Below are 19,760 nucleotides of genomic sequence, written 5' to 3'. Positions count from 1 at the left end.
ATTGAACTCTTATAGCGGGAAGCCTCGCACTGCCCGCTGCTCAGTATTTCAACAGGTATTCACTGTGCTAAATAAACTCTCTCGTCTGCTGGATGAAGCAGGCATTTTGTTGTCGGTTGAACAGCAGAAACAGCTGGTGGCCTATGTCGAACTACTGCATAAATGGAACAAGGCCTATAACCTGACCTCTGTGCGCGATCCGAACGAGATGCTCATTCGCCATATTCTCGACAGCATTGTTGTCGCGCCGTACCTGCAAGGGACGCGTTTTATCGATGTTGGCACAGGGCCGGGTTTGCCGGGGATCCCTCTTTCGATTGTCCGTCCTGAATCCCATTTCACGCTGCTCGATAGCCTGGGCAAACGCGTTCGTTTCTTACGTCAGGTGCAGCATGAACTGAAATTGAGCAACGTTGAGCCGGTTCAGAGTCGCGTTGAAGATTTCCCGGCAGAACCGCCATTCGACGGTGTGATTAGCCGCGCCTTTGCCTCGCTGAATGATATGGTTAACTGGTGCCACCATTTGCCGGGCGAAGAGGGGCGTTTCTATGCGCTTAAAGGTTTGCTACCGGAAGAAGAGATCGCACTTTTACCTGCGGAGCTATCCGTTGAAGCTATTGTTAAATTGAATGTTCCGCACCTGGAAGGTGAACGTCATCTGGTGATCGTTAAGCCAAATAAAGTTTAATTTTTATCAAAAAATGTATCTTTCGTGCTGTTGCTTAGATGTTAAAAAATGAAGGGAAAAAGGGCGATACGTTCAGTTACATTTCACCGTCCTGTTACCAGGATTTTTCTGGCATTTAACGTCCAGAATTTAATTCATTGGAATAATAGTCAACACCGAAAATATCAGGCCACTAAAAGTCGGCAGGCAGAATGAAATACGGATGTAAAATAATTATTATAAATGTCAATGAAAGGTTTTCGATGTATAGGCGGGTGTTTTAAAAAGAGTTGTGATAAATCATCTTGAAGATCATAAAGTTGAAAAGCGGTGATTTCTTTGCGTGATTAACCTTGTAGATGCATAAATGTTTAATTTGTGACCGAGTGCACGCTTTGTTGTTGGGTTTTTGGTGTTGTTTGCACTTTTGCCCGACAGTTCACAGTTTCATCAAAAGTTTAAAAACAGCGCTCGGGAAAAATATTTAAACATTTATTCACCTTTTCGCTACTTATTGTTTGAAATCACGGGGCCGCACCGTATAATTTGACCGCTTTTTGATGCTTGACTCCGGACCATAAAGAACGTTTTATACGACACGCGGCATACCTCAAAGGGAGCAGGAGTTAAGAAACGTCATGTCTGTGTCGCTTTATAGTCGAAACGTTGCTCGCAAGCTTCTGCTTATTCAGTTTCTGGCGGTAATGGCAAGTGGATTGCTGTTTAGCCTCAAAGACCCCTTCTGGGGCATTTCCGCCGTGTGCGGAGGTATGGCAGTCTTACTGCCGAATATGTTTTTTATGATTTTTGCCTGGCGTCATCAGGCACATACACCAGCTAAAGGCCGAGTGGCCTGGACCTTCGCCTTCGGTGAAGCGCTCAAGGTGTTGGTAACATTCTTGTTACTGGTGGTGGCGCTGGGGGGTTTTAAGGTGGCTTTTTTGCCGCTGATAGTCACGTGGGTTTCGGTGCTGGTTGTTCAGATACTGGCACCCGCTGTAATTAACAACAAAGGGTAAGAGGCATCATGTCTGCAGGAGAAATCTCTACACCACAGGAGTACATAGGTCACCATCTGAATAACCTTCAGATTGATCTTCGTACCTTCTCGATGGTGGATCCGCATAACCCCCCGGCCACCTTCTGGACGCTGAATATCGACTCCATGTTTTTCTCGGTGGTACTGGGTCTGTTGTTCCTGGTGATGTTCCGTAGCGTAGCGAAAAAAGCCACCAGCGGTGTCCCAGGGAAATTCCAGACGGCGATTGAGCTGGTGATTGGTTTTGTTCATGGTAGCGTTAAAGACATGTACCACGGCAAAAGCAAGCTTATCGCGCCACTGGCCCTAACGATTTTCGTCTGGGTATTCCTGATGAACCTGATGGATTTGCTGCCTATCGACCTGTTGCCGTACATCGCTGAACATGTACTGGGTCTTCCTGCGCTGCGCGTGGTGCCGTCTGCGGACGTCAACATCACCCTGTCTATGGCGTTGGGCGTATTTATCCTGATTCTGTTCTACAGCATCAAAATGAAGGGTATTGGCGGTTTCGCTAAAGAGCTGACTCTCCAGCCGTTCAACCATCCGGTATTTATTCCGGTAAACCTTATCCTTGAGGGCGTGAGCCTGCTGTCCAAACCGGTTTCTCTCGGTCTGCGACTGTTCGGCAACATGTACGCGGGTGAGTTGATTTTCATTCTGATCGCAGGTCTTCTGCCGTGGTGGTCACAGTGGGTTCTGAATGTGCCATGGGCCATTTTCCACATCCTGATTATTACGCTGCAAGCCTTTATCTTCATGGTTCTGACGATTGTCTATCTGTCGATGGCATCTGAAGAGCATTGATTTTTAACAACACTACTACGTTTTAACTGAAACAAACTGGAGACTGTCATGGAAAACCTGAATATGGATCTGCTGTACTTGGCTGCCGCTGTGATGATGGGTCTGGCGGCAATCGGTGCTGCGATCGGTATCGGCATCCTCGGGGGTAAATTCCTGGAAGGCGCTGCGCGTCAACCGGATCTGATTCCTCTGCTGCGTACTCAGTTCTTTATCGTAATGGGTCTGGTGGATGCTATCCCGATGATCGCTGTAGGTCTGGGTCTGTACGTGATGTTTGCTGTCGCGTAGTAAGGGTTGCTTTACAAGCAATTGTTTAGAACGTTAACCAGATAAGAGGCATTGTGCTGTGAATCTAAACGCAACAATCCTCGGCCAGGCCATCGCGTTTGTCCTGTTCGTTCTGTTCTGCATGAAGTATGTATGGCCGCCGTTAATGGCTGCCATCGAAAAACGTCAGAAAGAAATTGCTGACGGTCTTGCTTCCGCAGAACGAGCTAAAAAGGATTTGGATCTTGCACAGGCCAATGCGACCGACCAGCTGAAAAAAGCGAAAGCTGAAGCTCAGGTTATCATTGAACAGGCGAACAAACGCCGTGCTCAGATCCTGGACGAAGCGAAAGCAGAAGCCGAGCAGGAACGTAATAAAATCGTCGCGCAGGCGCAGGCTGAAATCGATGCCGAGCGTAAACGTGCGCGCGAAGAGCTGCGTAAACAGGTGGCTCTGCTGGCAGTTGCTGGCGCCGAGAAGATCATCGAACGTTCCGTGGATGAAGCTGCTAACAGCGACATCGTGAATAAACTGGTCGCTGAACTGTAAGGAGGAGGGGCTGATGTCTGAATTTGTAACGGTAGCTCGCCCCTACGCCAAAGCAGCTTTTGACTTTGCCGTCGAAAACCAGAGCGTTGACCGCTGGCAGGATATGCTGGCGTTCGCTGCCGAGGTGACGAAAAATGAACACATGGCCGAGCTTCTCTCTGGTGCTTTAGCACCAGAAACGCTCGCTAAGTCGTTTATCGCAGTCTGTGGGGAGCAACTTGACGACAAAGGTCAGAACCTGATTCGGGTGATGGCTGAAAACGGTCGTATTAAGGTGCTTCCTGATGTTCTTGAGCAGTTTATTCAATTGCGTGCAGCCAGCGAGGCTATTACAGAAGTCGATGTGACTTCTGCTACTGCACTGAGTGAAGAACAGCTTTCGAAAATCAGCGCAGCGATGGAAAAACGTCTGTCACGCAAAGTGAAGCTGAATTGCAATATCGATAAGTCTGTAATGGCAGGCGTAATCATCCGTGCGGGTGATATGGTCATTGATGGCAGCGTTCGCGGCCGTCTTGAGCGCCTTGCAGACGTCTTGCAGTCTTAAGGGGACTGGAGCATGCAACTGAATTCCACCGAAATCAGCGAACTGATCAAGCAGCGCATTGCTCAGTTCAGTGTTGTGAGTGAAGCTCACAACGAAGGTACAATTGTTTCTGTAAGCGACGGCGTTATCCGTATCCACGGCTTGGCCGATTGTATGCAGGGTGAAATGATCTCCCTGCCGGGTAACCGCTACGCAATCGCACTGAACCTGGAGCGCGACTCCGTGGGTGCAGTTGTGATGGGTCCGTATGCTGACCTTGCCGAAGGCATGAAGGTTAAGTGTACTGGCCGTATTCTTGAAGTTCCGGTTGGCCGTGGCCTGCTGGGTCGCGTGGTGAACACTCTGGGTGCGCCAATCGATGGTAAAGGTTCGGTTGATAATGACGGCTTTGCTGCTGTCGAAGCTATCGCACCGGGTGTTATCGATCGTCAGTCCGTTGATCAGCCGGTACAGACCGGTTATAAATCCGTTGACGCCATGATCCCAATTGGTCGTGGTCAGCGTGAATTGATCATCGGCGACCGTCAGACCGGTAAAACCGCGTTGGCAATTGATGCCATCATCAACCAGCGTGATTCCGGCATTAAATGTATCTACGTTGCTATCGGCCAGAAAGCGTCCACCATTTCTAACGTGGTGCGTAAGCTGGAAGAGCACGGCGCGCTGTCTAACACCATCGTTGTTGTGGCAACCGCGTCTGAATCCGCTGCACTGCAATACCTGGCTCCGTATGCTGGTTGCGCAATGGGCGAATATTTCCGCGATCGTGGCGAAGATGCGCTGATCATTTACGATGACCTGTCTAAACAGGCAGTCGCATACCGTCAGATCTCCCTGCTGCTCCGTCGTCCGCCTGGACGTGAAGCATTCCCGGGCGACGTATTCTACCTCCACTCCCGTCTGCTGGAACGTGCTGCGCGCGTTAACGTGGAATACGTTGAAAGCTTCACTAAAGGTGAAGTGAAAGGTAAAACCGGTTCTCTGACCGCGCTGCCGATTATCGAAACGCAAGCTGGTGACGTTTCCGCGTTCGTTCCGACCAACGTAATTTCTATTACCGATGGTCAGATCTTCCTGGAATCCAACCTGTTTAACGCCGGTATTCGTCCTGCGGTAAACCCGGGTATTTCCGTATCCCGTGTAGGTGGTGCAGCGCAGACCAAGATCATGAAAAAACTGTCCGGTGGTATTCGTACCGCTCTGGCGCAGTATCGTGAACTGGCAGCGTTCTCTCAGTTTGCTTCCGACCTTGACGATGCAACCCGTAAACAGCTCGACCACGGTCAGAAAGTGACCGAGTTGCTGAAACAGAAACAGTATGCGCCGATGTCTGTCGCGCAGCAGGCTCTGGTTCTGTTCGCGGCTGAACGCGGTTACCTGGCGGATGTTGAACTGGCGAAAATCGGTAGCTTTGAAGCCGCTCTGCTGGCTTACGTTGACCGTGACCACGCTCCGCTGATGCAAGAGATCAACCAGACCGGTGGCTATAACGACGAGATCGAAGGTAAGCTGAAAGGCATCCTCGACTCCTTTAAAGCAACCCAGTCCTGGTAACGTCTGGCGGCTTGCCTTAGGGCAGGCCGCAAGGCATTGAGGAGAAGCTCATGGCCGGCGCAAAAGAGATACGTAGTAAGATCGCAAGCGTCCAGAACACGCAAAAGATCACTAAAGCGATGGAGATGGTCGCCGCTTCCAAAATGCGTAAATCGCAGGACAGAATGGCGGCCAGCCGTCCTTATGCAGATACCATGCGCAAAGTGATTGGTCACCTTGCTCACGGTAATCTGGAATATAAGCACCCTTACCTGGAAGAACGCGACGTTAAACGCGTGGGCTACCTGGTGGTGTCGACCGACCGTGGTCTGTGTGGCGGCTTGAACATTAACCTGTTCAAAAAACTGCTGGCGGATATGAAAGCATGGTCCGATAAAGGCGTTCAGAGCGAACTCGCAATGATCGGCTCAAAGGGCGTAGCGTTCTTTAATTCCGTCGGCACGAAAATTGTCGCGCAGGTGACAGGTATGGGGGATAACCCTTCCCTGTCCGAACTGATTGGACCGGTAAAAGTGATGTTGCAGGCCTATGACGAAGGCCGTCTGGACAAGCTTTATATTGTCAGCAACAAATTTATCAACACCATGTCTCAGGTGCCAACCATCACCCAACTGCTGCCGCTGCCGGCTTCAGAGGATGAAGGCTTGAAGCATAAAGCCTGGGATTATCTGTATGAACCTGACCCGAAAGCGCTGCTGGATACTCTGCTGCGTCGTTACGTCGAGTCTCAGGTTTATCAGGGTGTTGTGGAAAACCTGGCCAGCGAGCAGGCCGCACGTATGGTGGCGATGAAAGCCGCAACCGATAATGGTGGCAGCCTGATTAAAGAGCTGCAGTTGGTATACAACAAGGCTCGTCAGGCCAGCATTACTCAGGAACTCACCGAGATCGTCGGTGGTGCATCCGCGGTATAACCAGGTTAATTCGTAGAGGATTCAAGATGGCTACTGGAAAAATTGTCCAGGTAATCGGCGCCGTGGTTGACGTCGAATTCCCTCAGGATGCCGTACCGCGTGTGTACGATGCTCTTGAGGTGCAAAATGGTAATGATCGTCTGGTGCTGGAAGTTCAGCAGCAGCTCGGCGGCGGTATCGTACGTACCATCGCAATGGGTTCCTCCGACGGTCTGCGTCGCGGTCTGGAAGTAAAAGACCTCGAGCACCCGATCGAAGTCCCGGTAGGTAAAGCAACACTGGGTCGTATCATGAACGTACTGGGTGAACCAGTAGACATGAAAGGCGACATCGGTGAAGAAGAGCGTTGGGCTATCCACCGCGCAGCACCAACCTATGAAGAGTTGTCAAACTCTCAGGAACTGCTGGAAACCGGCATCAAAGTTATCGACCTGATGTGTCCGTTTGCCAAGGGCGGTAAAGTTGGTCTGTTCGGTGGTGCGGGCGTAGGTAAAACCGTAAACATGATGGAGCTGATCCGTAACATCGCGATCGAGCACTCCGGTTACTCTGTGTTTGCAGGCGTGGGTGAACGTACTCGTGAGGGTAACGACTTCTACCACGAAATGACCGATTCCAACGTTATCGACAAAGTATCCCTGGTGTATGGCCAGATGAACGAGCCGCCGGGAAACCGTCTGCGCGTTGCTCTGACCGGTCTGACCATGGCAGAGAAATTCCGTGACGAAGGTCGTGACGTTCTGCTGTTCGTCGACAACATCTATCGTTATACCCTCGCCGGTACTGAAGTATCCGCACTGCTGGGCCGTATGCCTTCAGCGGTAGGTTACCAGCCGACGCTGGCAGAAGAGATGGGCGTGCTTCAGGAGCGTATTACCTCCACCAAAACCGGCTCCATCACCTCTGTTCAGGCAGTATACGTACCTGCGGATGACTTGACTGACCCCTCTCCGGCAACCACCTTTGCGCACCTTGACGCAACCGTGGTACTGAGCCGTCAGATCGCGTCTCTGGGTATCTACCCGGCCGTTGACCCGCTGGATTCCACCAGCCGTCAGTTGGATCCGCTGGTTGTTGGTCAGGAACACTATGATGTTGCGCGTGGCGTTCAGTCTCTGCTGCAACGTTATCAGGAACTGAAAGACATCATCGCCATCCTCGGTATGGATGAACTGTCAGAAGACGACAAACTGGTGGTAGCTCGCGCGCGTAAGATCCAGCGCTTCCTGTCTCAGCCGTTCTTCGTAGCAGAAGTATTCACCGGCTCTCCGGGCAAATACGTTTCCCTGAAAGATACCATCCGTGGCTTTAAAGGCATCATGGAAGGCGAATACGATCACCTGCCGGAGCAGGCGTTCTACATGGTCGGTTCCATCGACGAAGTCGTGGAAAAAGCCAAAAAACTTTAACGCCTTAATCGGAGGGTGATATGGCAATGACTTACCACCTGGACGTCGTCAGCGCAGAGTTACAAATGTTCTCTGGTCTGGTCGAAAAAATCCAGGTAACGGGTAGCGAAGGTGAACTGGGGATTTACCCTGGTCACGCGCCGCTACTCACCGCCATTAAGCCTGGTATGATCCGCATCGTGAAACAGCACGGTCATGAAGAGTTTATCTATCTGTCCGGCGGCATACTTGAAGTGCAGCCTGGCACCGTGACCGTTCTGGCTGATACTGCTATTCGTGGTCAGGATCTCGACGAAGCGCGAGCCCTGGAATCGAAACGCAAAGCAGAAGAGCATATTAAATCTTCTCACGGTGACGTGGATTACGCTCAGGCGTCTGCGGAACTGGCGAAAGCTATCGCAAAACTGCGTGTTATCGAGTTGACCAAAAAAGCGATGTAACACCGGCTTGAACCTAAAAAGCCAGTCTGGTTTCCAGGCTGGCTTTTTTATGGCTGTGTTTCAGAAAAAGTAGAACTGAAAATATGTTTTAATATTTTTGTGATATTCATCACAAAAATGTTGATCGGTTAAAAAATGAAGCGTAGACTTATTTTTGTGATGTGAATCACAAAAATAACACTCTCACTTATCAGGACGCCATCATGAAACTGATCAATAAAATCATCGCCCTTTTCAGCAACATGAACATCTCTTTCGGTACGTTCAACCACTAATGTGCTGATATGCTGAGTGGCGCCGCGCTTATCGTTGTGTGATAAGCTAAGCGCCATCTGGCAGATACGGTTCACTATCGTTGCTGGCAATAGAATCCTCGATCACCACAACGCCATTTGCGCCATCCTCGATGTTGTTAAACAGGTCACCATCATCAATATTGTCGTGCGAATAGCAGCGTTTCAGGCGATTGCCTTCGCCAACGCACATCTTCACGGCAAAACCATCAGCGTTGATTTTCCCTGGATCTTCATTACCTCAGGATTCCGAATCGACAACGAGGTTATTGCTCGCCCACAGAATGCGGCCCACTTTTTCGATGACGTTATGACTACCCTGAATATGCAAATTTTTTCAGCCTCCTCTATGCCTTTGATATATCAGTAGCTGGCATCAACCAGCAAACCGTGGATCATGGCTTTTCTATCCGTTTGCAGGATTTTCTGGTTATCGTGCAGCCCGTTGGCGGAAAGAGATAATCCCCGGCTTGCAACGCAATTTTGCCGCCTGGCGGCAATAAGCGAATCGCGCAGGTCAGATCCAGCGTTATTGTCCGACATTATTATAAAAATGAAATGCTGTTTCTTTTTTATGTGTCACAATCTTCAGTGATCAAACCGGCGTTTTGTTTTTTACGATCTTTATTCAGGATGAAAAAAAACAGCTAACCTGTTGTATGAATTAGCGGCAAATTGAAATGGAGACATTTTTTAGCGGCAAACCAAGTTGCTTTGTCGGTAAAATAGCCCGCAAAAGCGCAGTAACTGTGGATGTTGGGCGTTTCACCAGCATTCCATTTCATGCTACAAAATATGTAGAATTTTCAATATGAAAGAGGTTAACTTCTTTCTCCAATGACAGTCAGGACGCGTATGTTGAACACAAAAATGAGTGTGGTGATCCTTGCCGCAGGTAAAGGCACACGCATGTACTCCGATATTCCCAAAGTGCTGCATACCCTTGCAGGGAAAGCGATGGTTCAGCATGTCATTGATACTGCTAATCTTCTCGGCGCAGATAGTGTTCATCTGGTTTATGGCCACGGTGGCGATTTACTTAAACAACGTCTCGCTGATAGCAAGCTTAACTGGGTTTTGCAGGCAGAACAGCTTGGTACCGGCCATGCGATGCAACAGGCTGCGCCGTTCTTTGCCGACGATGAAGATATTTTGATGCTCTACGGTGATGTGCCGCTGATCTCGCTGGAGACGTTGCAGCGTCTGCGCGATGCGAAACCGCAGGACGGTATCGGTCTGTTAACGGTGGTGCTCGACGACCCAACGGGTTATGGGCGTATCACGCGTGAAAACGGCGCGGTGACAGGTATTGTTGAACAAAAAGATGCCACTGAAGAACAGCGTAAGATAAGCGAGATCAACACCGGCATTCTGATTGCCAACGGCGGCGATCTGAAACGCTGGTTGAGCAAGCTGACTAACAATAATGCGCAGGGTGAATATTACATCACGGATATCATCAGCCTTGCCTGGCATGAAGGCCGTGAGATTACCGCAGTGCATCCGCAACGTCTGAGTGAAGTGGAAGGCGTGAATAACCGTCTTCAGCTATCCCGGCTGGAGCGTGCGTATCAGGCTGAACAGGCCGAAAAATTGCTGCTGGCTGGTGTTATGCTGCGCGATCCTGCACGCTTCGACTTGCGCGGTACGCTGGAGCACGGGCGGGATGTTGAGATAGATGCTAACGTCATCATTGAAGGCAACGTAAAACTGGGCGATCGCGTAAAGATTGGCGCAGGTTGTGTGCTGAAAAACAGCGAAATTGGCGACGACTGTGAAATCAGTCCCTACAGCGTAGTTGAAGATGCGCGGCTCGAAGCTGATTGTACCATCGGGCCATTTGCGCGTTTGCGTCCTGGCGCTGAATTGCTTGCTGGTGCACACGTGGGCAACTTCGTGGAAATGAAAAAAGCGCGTCTGGGTAAAGGCTCGAAAGCAGGCCACTTGACCTACCTGGGCGATGCGGAAATCGGTGACAACGTGAATGTTGGCGCGGGTGTTATCACCTGTAATTACGATGGCGCAAACAAGCACAAAACCATTATTGGCGATGATGTGTTTGTTGGTTCCGATACACAACTGGTGGCGCCAGTTACCGTTGCGAAAGGCGTGACTATCGCTGCGGGTACCACAGTAACGCGCAATGTTGCGGAAAATGAACTGGTTATCAGCCGCGTACCGCAGATCAATAAACAAGGCTGGATACGTCCGGTTAAGAAAAAGTAGTCCGGGTAAGCGCAGCGCCATCCGGCAAATGTATTAATAACGATTTTAGGGTGAGGGGAAAGATAATTCCTCCGCCCGGCAGGCAGCACCTATAAAAATACCCCCACTCTCTACAAGGCTCGGGGCTATACAGGTTGACCGACAACAAAAGGCATAATGCCTAAATCGGAATCGAAAATTATGTGTGGAATTGTTGGCGCAGTCGCGCAGCGTGATGTTGCAGAAATCCTTCTTGAGGGATTACGTCGTCTGGAATACCGTGGTTATGACTCTGCTGGTCTGGCCGTCGTAGATGCAGAAGGTCATATGACCCGTCTGCGTCGTCTTGGTAAAGTCCAGATGCTGGCCCAGGCCGCAGAAGAGCACCCGCTGCATGGTGGAACTGGTATTGCGCACACCCGTTGGGCAACACACGGTGAACCGTCAGAAGGTAATGCACATCCGCATGTTTCTGATCATATTGCGGTTGTACATAACGGTATTATTGAAAACTACGAGCCGCTGCGAGAAGTGTTAAAAGAGCGTGGCTATGTGTTTGTTTCTGAAACAGATACCGAAGTTATCGCGCATCTCGTTCACTGGGAGCTTGAGCAGGGCGGCACGCTGCGTGAAGCGGTTATGCGTGCTATTCCGCAATTACGCGGCGCTTATGGCACAGTGATTATGGATACCCGTGATAATGGCACTCTGCTGGCGGCTCGCTCTGGCAGCCCGCTGGTCATTGGTCTTGGCATGGGTGAAAACTTTATTGCCTCCGATCAACTGGCATTACTGCCGGTAACGCGTCGTTTTATCTTCCTTGAAGAGGGCGATATTGCGGAAGTGACTCGCCGCAGCGTGACAGTGTTTGATAAATCCGGCGCGCAGGTAAAACGGCCTGATATCGAATCCAGCCTGCAATATGATGCGGGCGACAAAGGTATCTACCGCCACTACATGCAAAAAGAGATCTTCGAACAGCCGAACGCGATTAAAAATACGCTGACCGGCCGTATCAACCACGGTGAAGTGGATCTGAGTGAACTGGGTCCGAATGCCAACGCGCTGTTATCGCAAGTTGAACATATTCAGATCGTTGCCTGTGGCACCTCTTACAACTCCGGTATGGTTTCCCGTTACTGGTTTGAAGCGCTGGCTGGTGTGCCGTGCGATGTGGAAATCGCCTCTGAATTCCGCTACCGCAAATCCGCTGTGCGTCGTAACAGCCTGATGATCACGCTTTCGCAATCCGGTGAAACGGCGGATACGCTGGCGGCACTGCGTTTGTCCAAAGAGCTGGGTTACCTGGGGTCGCTGGCAATTTGTAACGTGCCGGGTTCCTCGCTGGTGCGTGAGTCCGATCTGGCGATGATGACCAACGCCGGTACTGAAATCGGTGTTGCCTCCACGAAAGCGTTCACCACTCAGCTTACCGTTCTGCTGATGCTGGTGGCGAAACTGAGCCGCCTGAAAGGGCTGGATGCATCCATTGAGCATGATATTGTTCACGGTTTGCAGGCGTTACCGAGCCGTATTGAACAGATGCTGTCGCAGGATAAACGCATCGAAGCGCTGGCCGAAGATTTCTCCGACAAGCACCATGCGTTGTTCCTGGGGCGTGGCGATCAGTATCCGATCGCGCTGGAAGGCGCGCTGAAACTGAAAGAGATCTCCTATATTCACGCCGAAGCCTATGCGGCAGGTGAGCTGAAGCATGGTCCGCTGGCGCTGATTGATGCGGATATGCCGGTGATTGTCGTTGCGCCTAACAACGAACTGCTGGAAAAACTGAAATCCAACATCGAAGAAGTGCGTGCCCGTGGCGGCGTACTGTATGTGTTTGCCGATCAGGATGCGGGTTTCACCAGCAACGACAATATGCACATTATTGATATGCCGCACGTCGAAGAGGTGATTGCACCGATTTTCTATACCGTGCCGCTGCAATTGCTGGCCTATCATGTTGCGTTGATTAAAGGCACCGACGTTGACCAGCCGCGTAACCTGGCGAAATCAGTAACGGTAGAGTAAACATTTACTGACATAAAATGCGAAAGAGGTTGCCTGCGGGCAATCTCTTTTTTTTTACTTTATTTGATGAATTCTGCTAGCTTCAACTACTTTTTCATTGTCACAAAAATAAAATATAGCTGAAATCTTACTGTTATGTTTTTTATTAATGCTTTGATTTTTAGTTGTTTTATATCATGCGGTAACGATATTTTCCTGCTGTCATCAAACAGTAACAATTATCACATATAACTGTCATCAAAGTGTCCTATTTTGCTCGTCGTAGCCACTAAACAACAATTTACGATCCTTGCAGGAGACATTATGAACGTTATGCGTACCACTGTCGCAACTGTTGTCGCTGCGACCTTTTCTCTGAGTGCTTTTGCTGTTAACGCAGCAGCCAGCCTGACTGGTGCGGGCGCAACTTTCCCGGCACCGGTATATGCCAAGTGGGCTGATACTTACCAGAAAGAAACGGGTAACAAGATCAACTACCAGGGTATTGGTTCTTCTGGTGGCGTAAAACAAATTACTGCTAAAACTGTGGATTTCGGTGCATCCGATGCCCCTCTGGCTGACGATAAACTGGCTCAGGAAGGCCTGTTCCAGTTCCCGACCGTAATCGGCGGTATCGTGCTGGCTATCAACATCCCGGGCATAAAATCCGGTGAACTGGTGCTTGACGGTAAAACCCTGGGTGATATCTACCTGGGTAATATCAAAAAATGGGATGATGCAGCGATCGCTAAACTCAACCCAGGCCTGAAACTGCCTTCGCAGAACATCGCTGTGGTTCGTCGTGCAGACGGCTCCGGTACGTCATTTGTCTTCACCAGCTACCTGGCTAAAGTGAACGAAGAGTGGAAATCCAAAGTGGGTTCCGGCTCTACGGTTAACTGGCCGACCGGTCTGGGCGGTAAAGGTAACGACGGAATCGCGGCATTCGTTCAGCGTCTGCCGGGTTCAATCGGTTATGTTGAATATGCTTACGCTAAGCAGAACAACCTGACCTACACCAAACTGCTGTCTGCGGATGGTAAGGCTGTAAGCCCGACTGAGCAGAGCTTCTCCAATGCGGCTAAAAATATCGACTGGAGCAAATCTTTCGCGCAGGACCTGACCAACCAGAAAGGTGCTGATGTATGGCCGATCACCTCAACCACCTTTATCCTGGTTCACAAAGAGCAGACTAAGCCGGAACAAGGTGCTGAAGTCCTGAAATTCTTTGACTGGGCATACAAAAAAGGCGGCAAACAGGCTAACGACCTTGATTATGCAACCCTGCCGGATAGCGTAGTTGAACAAGTTCGTGCTGCATGGAAAACCAATGTGAAAGACAGCAGCGGTAAGGCATTGTACTAACAACTGTTTTTTATATCCGTCATACTTTAAGTTGCATGTGCGTTGGCTTTCCTCGCTCACCCCAGTCTCGTACTGGAGTAAGCTCCTGGGGATTACTGAGAGACATCCTGTCTCTCACCGGAGGCCAACCTGCGGTTGGGCAAATTCGTTCCCGACGAATTTGTCGCTGCGTCACCGCCTTCCTGCAACTCGAATTATTTAGGGTATAGAACATGGCGGATGGCGCTTACACCATCCGCCTTACAGATCCTCTGTAGGCCTGGCCGCGTAAGCATCACCGGGCAAATTCGTAAGACGTTAAACTGAAGAGTAATTTATGGCTGCAACCAAGCCGGCATTTAACCCTCCGGGTAAAAAAGGTGACATGATTTTCAGCGCGCTGGTAAGACTGGCTGCGCTGATTGTGCTATTGCTGTTGAGTGGCATCATCGTGTCGCTGATTTTCTCCTCATGGCCAAGCATTCAGAAGTTTGGTTTTTCATTCCTGTGGACCAAAGAGTGGGATGCGCCCAATGATATTTACGGCGCGTTGGTACCCATTTACGGGACGATTGTGACCTCTGTCATTGCCCTGCTGATCGCCGTTCCGGTGAGCTTTGGTATTGCTCTGTTTCTTACAGAGCTGTCGCCGAACTGGCTGAAGCGTCCACTAGGTATCGCCATTGAATTACTGGCTGCGATTCCAAGTATCGTGTACGGCATGTGGGGGCTGTTTATTTTTGCTCCGCTGTTCGCGACTTACTTTCAGGAGCCGGTGGGCAACGTGCTTTCTAACATCCCGTTTGTTGGCGCGCTATTTTCTGGCCCGGCATTTGGTATTGGGATCCTGGCGGCCGGAGTTATTCTCGCCATTATGATTATTCCTTACATTGCGGCGGTAATGCGCGATGTATTCGAACAAACACCAGTGATGATGAAAGAGTCGGCCTACGGCATTGGCTGCACCACCTGGGAAGTTATCTGGCGTATTGTGTTGCCATTTACCAAAAACGGGGTGATTGGCGGCGTGATGTTGGGGCTGGGGCGCGCGCTGGGTGAAACCATGGCGGTGACCTTTATCATCGGTAACACCTACCAACTCGACAGCGCTTCGCTGTTTATGCCGGGTAACAGTATTACCTCTGCGCTGGCTAACGAATTTGCCGAAGCGGAGTCCGGTCTGCACGTTGCAGCATTGATGGAGTTGGGTCTGATTCTGTTTGTGATCACCTTTATCGTACTGGCTATCTCTAAGTTTATGATCATGCGCCTGGCGAAAAACGAGGGGGCACGCTGATGGCTACGCTCGAAATGCAAAGCATCGCGAAGCTGGCTGAATCGCGCCGTAAAATGCAGGCTAAGCGCCGTCTGAAAAACCGCATCGCGCTGACATTGTCGATGGCGACCATGGCGTTCGGTCTTTTCTGGCTGGTCTGGATCCTGCTGTCTACCGTAACACGCGGCTTTGATGGCATGTCACTGGCGATGTTTACCGAAATGACGCCGCCGCCAAACACGGCGGGTGGTGGTCTGGCGAACGCCCTGGCAGGTAGTGGCCTTTTAATCCTGTGGGCGACCGTTGTTGGTACGCCGCTCGGCATCATGGCGGGGATCTACCTGGCGGAGTATGGCCGGAAATCGCTGCTGGCCGAAGTGATCCGTTTTATCAACGACATTCTACTTTCCGCGCCGTCGATTGTGGTTGGTTTGTTCGTCTACACCCTTGTCGTCGCGCAAATGCAGCACTTTTCCGGTTGGGCTGGCGTGATTGCGCTGGCGCTGCTGCAGGTGCCAATTGTTATTCGTACCACGGAAAACATGCTGAAACTGGTGCCGGACAGCCTGCGTGAAGCGGCGTATGCGCTGGGTACGCCGAAATGGAAGATGATTGCTTCTATTACGCTGAAAGCGTCTGTTTCCGGGATTATGACCGGGGTGCTGCTGGCTGTGGCGCGTATCGCTGGGGAAACGGCGCCGTTGCTGTTTACCGCGCTCTCTAACCAGTTCTGGAGCACCGATATGATGCAGCCTATCGCTAACCTGCCGGTGACCATTTTCAAATTTGCCATGAGCCCGTTTGCCGAATGGCAGCAACTGGCCTGGGCCGGGGTTCTGATTATCACGCTCTGCGTACTGCTGTTGAATATTCTGGCGCGCGTCATTTTCGCGAAGAGTAAACACGGTTAATTTTTGCGACGCGGCGAAAGCGGCGTCGAGTTGAGGAAAAAGATAAATGAGTATGGTTGATACGACGCCGGGCAAGATTCAAGTTCGTGATTTGAACTTCTATTACGGCAAATTCCATGCACTGAAAAACATCAGCCTGGATATTGCCAAAAATCAGGTGACGGCGTTTATCGGGCCGTCAGGCTGCGGTAAATCCACGCTGCTGCGTACGTTTAATAAAATGTTTGAGCTTTACCCTGAGCAGCGAGCCGAAGGCGAGATCCTGCTGGATGGCGACAACATTCTTACCAATACGCAGGATATCGCGCTGCTGCGTGCAAAAGTGGGGATGGTATTTCAGAAACCGACGCCGTTCCCGATGTCGATTTACGACAATATCGCCTTTGGTGTGCGCCTGTTTGAGAAGCTGTCGCGTCCGGATATGGATGAACGTGTACAGTGGGCTTTGACCAAGGCCGCATTATGGAACGAAACCAAGGATAAACTGCACCAGAGCGGGTACTCTCTCTCTGGTGGCCAGCAGCAGCGTCTGTGCATCGCCCGTGGTATCGCGATTCGCCCGGAAGTTCTGCTGCTCGATGAACCCTGTTCAGCCCTTGACCCGATCTCTACCGGTCGTATCGAAGAGTTGATCACGGAGCTGAAACAGGATTACACCGTGGTTATCGTGACGCACAACATGCAGCAGGCTGCACGTTGCTCCGATCACACGGCGTTTATGTATCTCGGTGAGTTGATTGAGTTCAGCAACACAGATGATCTGTTCACGAAGCCGAAGAAGAAACAAACGGAAGACTACATTACCGGGCGCTATGGTTGATTTGCTGCACCCTGAGGGTATAAGCGACCTTGTTACCACGTGAAATCTGTCGGGCATTTGGAGTGCACCATGGACAATCTCAACCTTAACAAACATATTTCCGCGCAGTTCAACGCTGAGCTGGAAAGTATCCGCACTCAGGTAATGACCATGGGTGGGATGGTGGAACAGCAGCTTTCTGATGCGATCACCGCCATGCACAATCAGGACAGCGAGCTGGCCACGCGCGTTGTTGAAGGCGACAAACAGGTCAATATGATGGAAGTCGCCATCGATGAGGCCTGCGTGCGCATCATTGCAAAACGCCAGCCAACGGCGAGCGATTTGCGTCTGGTGATGGCGATCATCAAAACAATTGCCGAGCTGGAACGTATTGGCGATGTGGCAGACAAGATCTGCCGTACCGCACTGGAGAAGTTTTCTCAACAGCATCAGCCGCTGCTGGTGAGCCTGGAATCGTTGGGCCGTCACACCGTGCAGATGCTGCATGATGTGCTGGACGCCTTCGCTCGTATGGATCTGGACGAAGCAGTGCGGATCTATCGCGAAGATAAAAAAGTGGATCAGGAATACGAAGGCATCGTACGTCAGCTAATGACTTACATGATGGAAGATCCCCGCACCATTCCGAGCGTCCTGACCGCACTGTTCTGCGCCCGTTCTATCGAACGTATCGGTGACCGTTGCCAGAATATCTGCGAATACATCTTCTACTTCGTGAAGGGACAAGATTTCCGCCATGTTGGCGGCGATGAACTGGATAAACTGCTCGCCGAAAAAGATGTCAAAGAGTGATATGGCACAAACCCCCTCGCTGTGAGGGGGTTTTTGTTGCATGGTTATTTCACCAGTAACTTTCTCTCCACAGTATCTATGTCCCCTTACTGCCACATTTTTTCCTGCCACTGCTGCGGGATTCCTGGACTGACCGCTCTGGTAGACAATCCTGCCCTGTAGTTTGAGCACAGAAGGAGCGGTTACCTCTGAATTTAAGGAAAAGGCTGTCCGTCAGATTACGAACGCGGTATTTTTAAATATTCAGTTCTGATGTTCACATATTGATTATGCTTCACTAAAGGCAGAACGGAGGCATGCAATGTAAGCTTCTCAATATTAATCGGGCGAAAAATAACCAATGCCGGTTACGACAGTGATTTATCACGCAGGGCGTTCAGGAGTAACATAGGCGCTCCAAAAACCGACAGACAACAATCGATGAAACGCTCACTTTTTATCCTTTCCACCATTTTTTACTTCAACACAGCTTTTGCCTCAACGCCGTTACCGAAAGATGTCAGTGATTTCCGCACGCTTGCCGAGCAGTGCGAACATTTTGCCAGCGAACAGGACAGCGATCTCGATGAGCAACGGCAAAAAGAGCTGGATGCCAACCTTGAAGCTACCTGCGGCAAGGCTGCGGCTCAGCTCAAAACGTTACGGGAAAAGTACAAAAATGATGAGAAATTAATGAAGGTTATCAATGCCTATGATTTCTGATCACCTTGCTGGCGTGAGCACATTACGAAATGTGCCAACAGAATCTCCTGGTACATTGTGGCTACGTTGCACCAGGTGACCTGAACCATTTGCTTATTTCGTATGTGTTAACAAACATTGGCCAGGGGGAACAGGGAGAGTGTAGTGTGTCGTGGATCTGACCATTTTCAACTCGTTGCTGTCTTTACGCTCCTGAAAGGTTGCCTCTGGTACAACTTTACCGGCAATACAGCAAAAACAGTCATTCCAGTTATTGTAGATCTGGCTCAGTTCCGCGATGCTGTTTAACCCGAGTTTCCGCAGGATAGCATTTCTGTAATTACTGACTATTTTCCGATCCAAACTGAGCGCTTGCGCAATTTTATCCCCCGTCTGGTAATCCAGCAGTCTGAGTAAAATCTTATGTTCTGTTTTATTCAGGTGAATTTCATGGGTGATATCAAATTTTTTTCTTTCAATAGCTTAATGTTGTTTTTAAGCTCCTGTTTTAGAAAGGACAAAGAGGAAGTTTTATCCACTTTTAGGAATCGTGAACATATAAATGAAGAAAAATTTTTTTCATCATTCAGGGTTAAGATGAGTTTATCAACACTAAAAAATAATATTTTTTCATCCCCACGATCGTACGCAATCAACGTATGCGTTGCGCAAGGATTAATCGCTTTGAGCAGTAAATCCATGCCCATCACAAAGTAACTGTCCTGTGAAATGATATACATATTCAGCCCCTGATAAGATTATTTTTTCGCCTTGTTTACATGACTGATACGTTTTTTTCGAGTAATGTTATTTTTTTCTGTGAGTTTATTACTTTGTATTGAAAAACAAAGGAATTAAGCCCGTTTTTTTTAAAATAATATTTTTAGGCATTCTAATCAACCATCCCGCCTGTACTATGTGTTGTTCTCAATACATTATATTTCTGTTTAAAACTTCGCAAGCTAATCGGTAAGATAGAATAAAAAAGAGCTGAAATATATCAAGTCAATGAATTATAAGAACCAATCTATTTATTCGGATTTTTCTGTGCACTCCGGTAATTGACATATATTACTTATTAAAAAAGGTGAAGGGGGTTCTCATTGTAGCCGTCTGTTGAATAGTTACTTAGTAAAACTAGTTATATTTTTCTTAATAGCAAGAATACCAGGCATGTTTTAGGATTTTTCATATGGCAACCTTATGATTAAGAAATAAATTCGCAAATTGT

The 19,760-nt window shown here is 49.6% G+C and carries 21 protein-coding genes and 1 pseudogene; 18 read left to right on the top strand and 4 right to left on the bottom strand.

Translation table 11 applies throughout. The annotated features are described in order from the left end of the window. Positions 1-64 precede the first annotated feature (64 nt). From rsmG to GA0061070_RS06950, 10 genes are all read left to right on the top strand, one after another. A complete protein-coding gene (gene rsmG, locus GA0061070_RS06995; protein WP_090134811.1) occupies positions 65-688 on the top strand; it encodes a 16S rRNA (guanine(527)-N(7))-methyltransferase RsmG in 624 nt (207 codons plus the stop codon). A 617-nt stretch (positions 689-1,305) separates the two neighbouring features. After that, on the top strand, positions 1,306-1,686 hold the full coding sequence (gene atpI, locus GA0061070_RS06990; protein ID WP_035886839.1) for a F0F1 ATP synthase subunit I: 381 nt from the start codon (positions 1,306-1,308) through the stop codon (positions 1,684-1,686). 8 nt (positions 1,687-1,694) lie between these two features. Further along, on the top strand, positions 1,695-2,513 hold the full coding sequence (gene atpB, locus GA0061070_RS06985; protein ID WP_064568910.1) for a F0F1 ATP synthase subunit A: 819 nt from the start codon (positions 1,695-1,697) through the stop codon (positions 2,511-2,513). 48 nt (positions 2,514-2,561) lie between these two features. Further along, positions 2,562-2,801: a F0F1 ATP synthase subunit C gene (atpE, locus tag GA0061070_RS06980; protein ID WP_007369368.1), complete on the top strand. Its 240-nt coding sequence runs from the start codon at positions 2,562-2,564 to the stop codon at positions 2,799-2,801. A 58-nt stretch (positions 2,802-2,859) separates the two neighbouring features. Beyond that, positions 2,860-3,330, top strand: a complete 471-nt coding sequence (atpF, locus tag GA0061070_RS06975; RefSeq protein ID WP_007369369.1) for a F0F1 ATP synthase subunit B — start codon at positions 2,860-2,862, stop codon at positions 3,328-3,330. A 13-nt stretch (positions 3,331-3,343) separates the two neighbouring features. Further along, on the top strand, positions 3,344-3,877 hold the full coding sequence (atpH, locus tag GA0061070_RS06970; RefSeq protein ID WP_090134809.1) for a F0F1 ATP synthase subunit delta: 534 nt from the start codon (positions 3,344-3,346) through the stop codon (positions 3,875-3,877). 12 nt (positions 3,878-3,889) lie between these two features. Further along, on the top strand, positions 3,890-5,431 hold the full coding sequence (gene atpA, locus GA0061070_RS06965) for a F0F1 ATP synthase subunit alpha (RefSeq protein WP_090123900.1): 1,542 nt from the start codon (positions 3,890-3,892) through the stop codon (positions 5,429-5,431). Positions 5,432-5,481: 50 nt separating this feature from the next. Beyond that, positions 5,482-6,345 (top strand): F0F1 ATP synthase subunit gamma, encoded by an 864-nt coding sequence (gene atpG, locus GA0061070_RS06960; protein WP_090123901.1) that lies wholly within the window; start codon positions 5,482-5,484, stop codon positions 6,343-6,345. Positions 6,346-6,371: 26 nt separating this feature from the next. After that, the gene (atpD, locus tag GA0061070_RS06955; protein ID WP_074776361.1) at positions 6,372-7,754 is read left to right on the top strand and encodes a F0F1 ATP synthase subunit beta; all 1,383 of its coding nucleotides are present in this window, start codon (positions 6,372-6,374) and stop codon (positions 7,752-7,754) included. Between the two features lie 20 nt (positions 7,755-7,774). Continuing rightward, on the top strand, positions 7,775-8,194 hold the full coding sequence (locus GA0061070_RS06950; protein ID WP_043955988.1) for a F0F1 ATP synthase subunit epsilon: 420 nt from the start codon (positions 7,775-7,777) through the stop codon (positions 8,192-8,194). A gap of 128 nt (positions 8,195-8,322) precedes the next feature. Here GA0061070_RS06950 and GA0061070_RS25120 read toward each other — a convergent pair whose 3' ends face one another. Continuing rightward, a complete protein-coding gene (locus GA0061070_RS25120) occupies positions 8,323-8,544 on the bottom strand; it encodes a hypothetical protein (RefSeq protein WP_167353544.1) in 222 nt (73 codons plus the stop codon). After that, positions 8,543-9,014: pseudogene (locus GA0061070_RS06945) on the bottom strand (right-handed parallel beta-helix repeat-containing protein); the annotation flags it as partial. The gene GA0061070_RS25120 and the pseudogene GA0061070_RS06945, both read right to left, overlap by 2 nt. A 328-nt stretch (positions 9,015-9,342) precedes the next feature. Here GA0061070_RS06945 and glmU point away from each other — a divergent pair. The 8 genes from glmU (at position 9,343) to GA0061070_RS06905 (ending at position 18,550) form a co-directional block, all read left to right on the top strand. Beyond that, the gene (glmU, locus tag GA0061070_RS06940) at positions 9,343-10,713 is read left to right on the top strand and encodes a bifunctional UDP-N-acetylglucosamine diphosphorylase/glucosamine-1-phosphate N-acetyltransferase GlmU (RefSeq protein ID WP_090134806.1); all 1,371 of its coding nucleotides are present in this window, start codon (positions 9,343-9,345) and stop codon (positions 10,711-10,713) included. Between the two features lie 180 nt (positions 10,714-10,893). Continuing rightward, a complete protein-coding gene (glmS, locus tag GA0061070_RS06935) occupies positions 10,894-12,723 on the top strand; it encodes a glutamine--fructose-6-phosphate transaminase (isomerizing) (RefSeq protein WP_090134830.1) in 1,830 nt (609 codons plus the stop codon). A 303-nt stretch (positions 12,724-13,026) separates the two neighbouring features. After that, a complete protein-coding gene (gene pstS / locus GA0061070_RS06930) occupies positions 13,027-14,067 on the top strand; it encodes a phosphate ABC transporter substrate-binding protein PstS (RefSeq protein WP_090134804.1) in 1,041 nt (346 codons plus the stop codon). 316 nt (positions 14,068-14,383) lie between these two features. Then, a complete protein-coding gene (gene pstC / locus GA0061070_RS06925) occupies positions 14,384-15,343 on the top strand; it encodes a phosphate ABC transporter permease PstC (protein ID WP_007369384.1) in 960 nt (319 codons plus the stop codon). Next, complete coding sequence (gene pstA, locus GA0061070_RS06920; protein WP_090134802.1) at positions 15,343-16,233, top strand: phosphate ABC transporter permease PstA; 891 nt, start codon at positions 15,343-15,345, stop codon at positions 16,231-16,233. The genes pstC and pstA overlap by 1 nt, the downstream gene beginning before the upstream one ends. A gap of 46 nt (positions 16,234-16,279) precedes the next feature. Continuing rightward, a complete protein-coding gene (gene pstB, locus GA0061070_RS06915; protein WP_007369386.1) occupies positions 16,280-17,053 on the top strand; it encodes a phosphate ABC transporter ATP-binding protein PstB in 774 nt (257 codons plus the stop codon). A 69-nt stretch (positions 17,054-17,122) separates the two neighbouring features. After that, positions 17,123-17,848 (top strand): phosphate signaling complex protein PhoU, encoded by a 726-nt coding sequence (gene phoU / locus GA0061070_RS06910; protein ID WP_090134799.1) that lies wholly within the window; start codon positions 17,123-17,125, stop codon positions 17,846-17,848. A 420-nt stretch (positions 17,849-18,268) separates the two neighbouring features. After that, a complete protein-coding gene (locus GA0061070_RS06905) occupies positions 18,269-18,550 on the top strand; it encodes a hypothetical protein (protein WP_090134798.1) in 282 nt (93 codons plus the stop codon). 93 nt (positions 18,551-18,643) lie between these two features. Here GA0061070_RS06905 and GA0061070_RS25480 read toward each other — a convergent pair whose 3' ends face one another. Then, positions 18,644-18,910, bottom strand: a complete 267-nt coding sequence (locus GA0061070_RS25480; RefSeq protein WP_244153054.1) for a helix-turn-helix domain-containing protein — start codon at positions 18,908-18,910, stop codon at positions 18,644-18,646. Positions 18,911-18,966: 56 nt separating this feature from the next. Next, positions 18,967-19,269: a hypothetical protein gene (locus GA0061070_RS25475; RefSeq protein WP_090134796.1), complete on the bottom strand. Its 303-nt coding sequence runs from the start codon at positions 19,267-19,269 to the stop codon at positions 18,967-18,969. Positions 19,270-19,760 lie beyond the last annotated feature (491 nt).

Origin of the sequence: Kosakonia oryziphila (assembly GCF_900094795.1) — a bacterium.
GTDB lineage: Bacteria > Pseudomonadota > Gammaproteobacteria > Enterobacterales > Enterobacteriaceae > Kosakonia > Kosakonia oryziphila.
This window is presented reverse-complemented; position numbering and strand designations above follow the sequence as displayed.